Source organism: Massilia sp. CT11-108, assembly GCF_047302915.1.
GTDB classification, from domain to species: domain Bacteria; phylum Pseudomonadota; class Gammaproteobacteria; order Burkholderiales; family Burkholderiaceae_D; genus Telluria; species Telluria orientalis.
The window spans coordinates 1-232 of the sequence record NZ_JBKYMO010001803.1 but is presented as its reverse complement, the minus strand read 5'-3'; the positions used below and the strand labels follow the sequence as shown (position 1 = coordinate 232).

1 protein-coding gene is annotated in these 232 nt (G+C 99.6%); it reads right to left on the bottom strand.

Translation table 11 applies throughout. The annotated features are described in order from the left end of the window. The coding region (locus tag ACEN88_RS36385) for a hypothetical protein (protein WP_413347225.1) at nucleotides 1-232 on the bottom strand (232 nt) is incomplete at both ends.

Sequence of the window (232 nt, the reverse complement as noted above, 5' to 3'; positions counted from 1 at the left end):
GGGGGGGCGGGCGGCGCCCGGGCGGGGCGGCGGGCCGGGGGGCGCGCGGGGGGGGCGGGGGGGGGCGGGGGGGGCGGGGGGGGCCGCGGCCCGCCCCCCCCCCCCCCCCCCCCCCCCCCCCCCCCCCCCCCCCCCCCCCCCCCCCCCCCCCCCCCCCCCCCCCCCCCCCCCCCCCCCCCCCCCCCCCCCCCCCCCCCCCCCCCCCCCCCCCCCCCCCCCCCCCCCCCCGCTG